Origin of the sequence: Clostridium fallax (genome assembly GCF_900129365.1) — a bacterium.
In the GTDB taxonomy this organism is placed as follows: Bacteria; Bacillota; Clostridia; order Clostridiales; family Clostridiaceae; genus Clostridium_AH; species Clostridium_AH fallax.
The window spans coordinates 1-6,680 of the sequence record NZ_FQVM01000047.1 but is presented as its reverse complement, the minus strand read 5'-3'; the positions used below and the strand labels follow the sequence as shown (position 1 = coordinate 6,680).

Sequence of the window (6,680 nt, the reverse complement as noted above, 5' to 3'; positions counted from 1 at the left end):
GGATGGATTAATTGAACTTATAGTTCATAAGGAAATGGAAAATGAAGATTATAAAACTACATATATTATAGATTATAAAGAAAAAAATAAATTTTAAAGATAATAATTAAAACTTTAAATAATCTATAACGACATATAAGATAATTAAATGTATAATTTACCTGACTTCTATTACTATAATTATTATATTTTTGTATTATATAGTAAAGTTAAATTATATATTACGTTATAGACTTAATAAAAAAAGGGGGGACTTTTTTTGACAATTAAAAGTAAATTAATTTTTATTTTAACATTTTTTCTTTTAATTATTATAACACCAAACCTTAAAGTTCAAGGGAAGGAAGTAAATATAAATCATTTAAATAGTGATATAACTATACTAAAAGATGGTTCTTTAAAAATAGACGAGACTTTGACAATGAATTTTAACGGTAAATTTAATGGTGCCTTTAGGGATATTAGTGATTTAGATACTTCTGGTCTTTCAGATTTAAAAATCTATCTTTTAGAAGATGGTTCTTTAAAAGAATTTACTAAAGTTTCTGATGCTTCAAATGGAGATTCTTTTAAATACACTTTAGAAAAAGATAAAGATATGAATAAAATTAAGCTTTATATTCCTTCAAAAAATCAAGAAAGAGTATTTAAATTAAGTTACATATTAAATGGAGTTATTACTAAATTTAATGATGGAAGTCTTTTAAATTTTAATATTTGGAGTAAAAATTTTAAAACACCATTAGAGTATGTTTCTGGCAATATATATTTTTCTAATTATAATAAAAACAATGTAAAAATTCTAAATGAAGATAGTAATATAAATTATGATTTAAAAGATAATTATATATTCTATGATTTTATAAATAAAGATAAAGATAATCCTAATATTTCTATAATATTAAGACTTCCAAATGGCACTGTAGAATCTTCTCCTAAATCAATAAATAGTACATTAGATGATTACTTTAAAGCACAAAATGATTTAAAAAATAAAAATATTCAAGAAGCTAATAAAAGAAAAGAAATATTTAAAATAATTTCTATAATTATTTTAGTTATAGGTACTATATTATTTTTTATTTATCTTTTTATATATTTAAAATTCAAAAAATCTTACAATAAAGAGGACGTAAAAGCTGAAGACTTATCTTCTATATCTCCTGCTATGGCTAATTATATTCTTTATAAACATTTAGATGAAAAAGCTTTTTCTGGAGAGCTTATGAATCTTTATAAAAATGGATATGTGGATATAAATTTCAAAGAAAATTACATAACTTTTCCTATAAAGATTTTGGATAGCCTAAGAGATAGTGAAAAATATTTTTTAATTTGGTTAAAAAATATGGCAACAAAAAAAAGTGTTTTAACTTTAAAAACGTTAAAAAATAAAGGCAAAAAAGGAGATTTAAACCAAGGCTTTGAAGAATGGAAAATAGTTGTAAAAAATGATCTTTTAAAGGAGAATTACTTAAGTAATTCTCATAGAAAATTAGCTTCAAGACTCATTATTCTTGGAATACTCTCTATTTTATTTGGAGGGTTTTGTATTACAGGATCTAGTTCACTTATTTCTATACATTTAATTATAATAGGATTTATAGAAGTTTATTTAGGAATTAGCTTAAAAACCCTTGATACTCCTAAAGCTAAACTGCAAAGACAAAATATTACCAGAATGATAAAATACTGGTATAAGCCATCAAATAAAGAAAATTTTTTCAAAAAATATCCTATAGAAATTTATTTACCTTATTTTATATCCTTTAATCTTTCTGAATTTGATTCATCTATACCAGAATTTTTAGACTTAAATATTTCTGAATTTACTTCTTTAAATTCAATAATATTTTTTTCTTCAATATCTTCTGCTGATATGTCTGACTATTCCAGTAATAATATAAATTCCACCAATGGTAGTAGTGGCGGATATTATGGCGGAGGTTGCTCCGGTGGTGGCGCTGGTGGATTCTAATATAATTTCTAATTAGTAATTTTAAAAGCTTTACTTAGTTATAAAATTAGCTAAGTAGAGCTTTTTTGTTTTTATTTACAAATTAATGTTTCATCGATTTTAAGGATTATAAGTTTTTCTTTTTCTAATCTCTCTTTTATCCAAATTTCCTTTAATTTTTCTAAAGATTTTTTAGGCATATTATTCTTCATAATATAAGATCCATAATGCATAGGAATAAAATATTCTGCTTTTAATTCTTTAAAAGCTTTTACAGAATTTTGTACATTATTTTCTTGTTCCTCTTTATACCATTCAGGTTCATAGCAATCTATTGGCATTAAAGCATATTTAATCTTAAACTTTTCTCCTATAGTTTTAAATCCATTAAAATAAGCTGAATCCCCAGCAAAATATATAGAATTATCACTACCTATATCCTCTATTATATATCCTCCCCATAAAGATTTATACTTATTAAAAAAACCTCTATTTGATATATGTTTAGATGGCACAAAAGTTATTTTTATTTTATTTAAATATGTAGTTTCAAACCAACTTAACTCTTTAATACAATTATCTTTATAACCATTTTCAATAAAAAGCTGTTTTAATCCTTCTGGAACTATAAATTTAGGTTGTCCCTTTAGTTCTTTTATAGATGTAAAACTTAAATGGTCAAAATGATTATGGGAAATAATAACATAATCTATTTTAGGTAACTTTTCTGGGAAATTTTTACTTGTATTTACCCTTTTAACATTTTCTAAATACTTAGAGAATAATGGATCTACAATAATATTTATTTTATCAACCTGAATAAGAAATGTATTATGTCCAAGCCATGTTATTTGTGTTTTATCCCTAGGATTATTTATAACACTTAAATCAATATTTTCTTGTACAGGAATATAATAGTCTTTTTTATTTATAAATTTATTTTTTATATCTTTATATATATTAAATAAATTACAATATATATATTAAATAAATTACAATTATTTAAGTGATTCTTTTTCATAAATCCACCTCACTATATAATAAAATTATTTTTATTTAATATTTTTTTCTATAACTATAATTTACTTATATTATAACTTTAAAGGGTTTTAAGTTATTCTTTATAATAATTAATATTACATCATTTTAAGTATTTATTACAATATAATATCATAAAATTTATTATTGATAAAATTAATTTAACAAAATAAAGAAGCTATAAATTTATTTATTAAAATTTATAGCTTTCAATATTAAATAAATAATTATATAATAATTATTTAAAAATTTAAAAGAACTTTAGTTGTATTTTAATACTAAGCTTTACAAAAATTATTTATATAAAGGATGTTTACCACATAATATTTTTACTCTGTCTTTAGCCTCTTCTATTGCCTCTTCTTTTTTGTCTATTACAAGAGATATTATTTCTGCGATTTCCTTCATATCTTTCTTATCAAATCCTCTTGTAGTTACTGCTGCTGTACCTATTCTTATACCACTAGTTATAAAAGGACTTCTTGCTTCCTTTGGAACTGTATTTTTGTTTACTGTTATTCCTACTGAATCCAAAATTATTTCTGCATCTTTTCCTGTTATATCTTTATTATTTAAATCAACTAAAATTAAATGATTATCTGTACCATCAGATACCAGTTTAAATCCTTTTTCTATAAGATAATTTCCTAATGCTTTTGAATTTTCTAAAACATTTAACATATAATCTTTAAAATCTTTCTCTAATGCCTCTTTAAAGCATACTGCCTTTCCTGCTATTACATGCATTAATGGTCCGCCTTGCATACCTGGGAATATACTTTTATCTATATCCTTTGCATATTTTTCTTTGCAAAGAATTAATCCACCTCTTGGACCTCTTAAAGTTTTATGTGTTGTTGATGTTACAAAATCTGCATAAGGTACTGGTGATTGATGTAATCCAGCTGCTACAAGTCCTGCAATATGAGCCATATCAACCATAAGTAATGCTGAAACTTCATCTGCAATTTCTCTAAACTTTTTAAAGTCTATTTCTCTTGAGTATGCACTAGCTCCAGCTACAATTAATTTTGGCTTACTTTCTAAAGCTATTCTTCTAACTTCTTCATAGTCTATCCTTTCTGTATCTTCATTTACTCCATAAGAAACAAAGTTAAATAACTTTCCTGAAAAATTTACTGAAGAACCATGAGTTAGATGACCTCCATGACTTAAATCCATACCTAAAACTGTATCTCCTGGTTTAAGTACTGAAAAATAAACTGCCATATTAGCTTGTGATCCTGAGTGTGGCTGCACATTGGCATGCTCTGCACTAAAAAGCTTTTTAGCTCTTTCTCTTGCTAATTCCTCAACATCATCTACTACATAACATCCTCCATAATATCTTTTATTAGGATATCCTTCTGCATACTTATTAGTTAAATATGATCCCATAGCTTCCATAACAGCTTTACTTGTGAAATTCTCTGATGCTATAAGTTCTATTCCATTTTCTTCTCTGTGAAGCTCTTTTTGTACTAATTGATAAATTTCATTATCAATTTTTTCTAGATTTTTAAAATCCATTAAATCACCTCAATTTTTTATTTTAAAAATTAACAATTTGATAACAATTATAAGTATATATTGATATATTTATTATACTATACCACAAATAAATATAAATTTAAAATATACCTGAAAAAATTCAATTATGTTATAATACAAAGGTGGTATTGAGATTTAGTATTTATAAGGAGTTTTGCTATGGATATAAATAAAATTTTAAGAGTTTCTAGCTATGCTGGAAGAATAATACTTGAAAACGGCGGTGAAACTTATAGGGTAGAGGAAACTATATGTAGAATATGTGCAGCCTATGGTTTTACAGAAGCTGATGGTTTTGTAACTCCAACTGGAATAATGGTTTCTGTTACAGATAAATATGGACGAACTTCCTCTACGGTAAAAAGAGTTAAAAATCGTACTGTAAATTTAGAAAAAATAGCACAAGTGAATGAACTTTCAAGAATTGTTGCTACTGATAAATTATCTATAGATGAATTTTACATAAAATTACGTGAAATAGAAAGTTGTGAAAGATATAGTGAAAAAATAACTGTAATTTTTGCAGCAATTGCAGCTGGAGCTTTTTCTATTATGTTTGGTGGAAATATAATAGATGGCATTTGTGCATTTTTTGTTGGTCTTGCAGTAAAAGTTGTTTGTAATATTGCTGCTGAATTTTCAATTAATGAATTTTTTATAAACTGTTTAGGAGGAGCAATATCTGCTGCTTTAGCACTTATATTTGTATCCTTAGGATTTGGTGAGAATTTGGATATGATAATAATTGGAGCTATAATGCTTCTAGTTCCTGGACTCGCTATTACAAATGCCATAAGAGATACTATAGCTGGAGATTTAGTTTCAGGCCTAACAAGAGCTGCTGAATCATTTTTAGTTGCAATATCTATAGCTATAGGTACTGGTACTGTATTAAGCTTTTGGTTTAAGTATTTTGGAGGTATATAAAAATGTTTAAAGATATAGCTGTTTCTTTTATTGCTACTTTAGGCTTTGGTATTATTTTTAATATAAGAGGAAAAAATCTTTTTTTTGCTGCTATTGGTGGAGTTATTGGTTGGGTGGTATATGAATTATGTTTAAATACTAATATGCCAACAGTTCAAGCTTTCTTTATATCTTCAATAGTTTTTAGTACATATTCTGAAATTTGCGCTAGATTATTAAAGACTCCTGTAACCACTTTAATAGTTTGTGCTCTTATACCTCTTGTTCCTGGAAGTGGCATGTATTATACAATGTATGCAGCAGTAACTGGAGATGCGGAAAAAACTTTAAGTTTAACTCTAAGTACCTTAGCTAGTGCAGGTTCTTTAGCTTTAGGAGTAATTTTTGTATCTACTATTACAAGACTTGTAACTACTGGTAAACATAATTATTTAAAAAAGCTTTCCTTTAAAAAAGCAAGGCTTAAACAAAAAAAATAATGTAATTTATATAAAAAATAGCACTAAAATAATATATTATTTTAGTGCTATTTTTATGATTATATTTTATAAAATTTTATAAATTAAAAGACTATTATAAAAAGTTTAAACTCTTATAATAGTCTTTTAATCTACTTCATAAAGGTATTAATCGTCTTTATAAGCTCTTCTAAGCCTTCTGATTGAAGTGTTCCTTCTTCTATTCCAATACAATTTCTAGCATAATTCTCTATAAGCATTGATCCTACTTTATTAGTAGCTGCTCTAATAGCCGCTATTTGTACTAAAACATCTTTACAACAAACCTTTTTTTCAACCATTCCTTGAATACCTTTTACTTGTCCTTCTATCCTTCTAAGTCTTATAAGTATATCTTTTCTAAGTTTTTCATTCATATCATCCATTATAAATCTCCTCCTGCATACCTATACCCCCTATTATATTTTAATTAAAAATATTTTTCTACATTTATGTAATAAATCATTCATTTTACCTATTAATATACTATAAATATAAATTCACCTATAATTTTTTCTTTATTTTTATATAATATATAAACTATTTTAATAATTTATATTAACTAATCCTTTATTATTTAATCTTATATGTAAATTTTTTACATATATATATCTTCCATAAAAATAAATAAACCATACTGCAATAGAAAAATATATTTCTATCTTTATATTTAAATAGAAAAGTATTCCTTTAAATATTATAAATATATT

6 protein-coding genes are annotated in these 6,680 nt (G+C 24.6%); 3 read left to right on the top strand and 3 right to left on the bottom strand.

All coding sequences use genetic code 11. From position 1 onward, the window contains the following. The first annotated feature begins 259 nt into the window (after positions 1-259). Complete coding sequence (locus BUA70_RS12670) at positions 260-1,978, top strand: DUF2207 domain-containing protein (protein WP_072897859.1); 1,719 nt, start codon at positions 260-262, stop codon at positions 1,976-1,978. A 71-nt stretch (positions 1,979-2,049) separates the two neighbouring features. On the opposite strand, the gene BUA70_RS12665 is transcribed toward BUA70_RS12670, so the two are convergent. Next, positions 2,050-2,808 (bottom strand): MBL fold metallo-hydrolase, encoded by a 759-nt coding sequence (locus BUA70_RS12665; RefSeq protein ID WP_278337210.1) that lies wholly within the window; start codon positions 2,806-2,808, stop codon positions 2,050-2,052. Between the two features lie 481 nt (positions 2,809-3,289). Next, positions 3,290-4,525 (bottom strand): serine hydroxymethyltransferase, encoded by a 1,236-nt coding sequence (locus BUA70_RS12660; protein WP_072897854.1) that lies wholly within the window; start codon positions 4,523-4,525, stop codon positions 3,290-3,292. A 180-nt stretch (positions 4,526-4,705) separates the two neighbouring features. Between BUA70_RS12660 and BUA70_RS12655 the strand changes: the two genes are divergently transcribed. Further along, positions 4,706-5,473, top strand: coding sequence for a threonine/serine exporter family protein (locus BUA70_RS12655; RefSeq protein WP_072897851.1), 768 nt, complete (start codon positions 4,706-4,708; stop codon positions 5,471-5,473). 2 nt (positions 5,474-5,475) lie between these two features. Further along, positions 5,476-5,952, top strand: a complete 477-nt coding sequence (locus tag BUA70_RS12650) for a threonine/serine exporter family protein (RefSeq protein ID WP_072897848.1) — start codon at positions 5,476-5,478, stop codon at positions 5,950-5,952. Positions 5,953-6,083: 131 nt separating this feature from the next. Here BUA70_RS12650 and BUA70_RS12645 read toward each other — a convergent pair whose 3' ends face one another. Further along, a complete protein-coding gene (locus BUA70_RS12645) occupies positions 6,084-6,356 on the bottom strand; it encodes a metal-sensitive transcriptional regulator (RefSeq protein ID WP_072897846.1) in 273 nt (90 codons plus the stop codon). Between the last annotated feature and the right edge of the window lie 324 nt (positions 6,357-6,680).

Bases quoted from the DNA above. Each gene is read 5' to 3' on its own strand.
- BUA70_RS12645 (WP_072897846.1), bottom strand. From the start codon at position 6,356: ATGGATGATATGAATGAAAAACTTAGAAAAGATATACTTATAAGACTT.
- BUA70_RS12650 (WP_072897848.1), top strand. From the start codon at position 5,476: ATGTTTAAAGATATAGCTGTTTCTTTTATTGCTACTTTAGGCTTTGGT.
- BUA70_RS12660 (WP_072897854.1), bottom strand. From the start codon at position 4,525: ATGGATTTTAAAAATCTAGAAAAAATTGATAATGAAATTTATCAATTA.
- BUA70_RS12655 (WP_072897851.1), top strand. From the start codon at position 4,706: ATGGATATAAATAAAATTTTAAGAGTTTCTAGCTATGCTGGAAGAATA.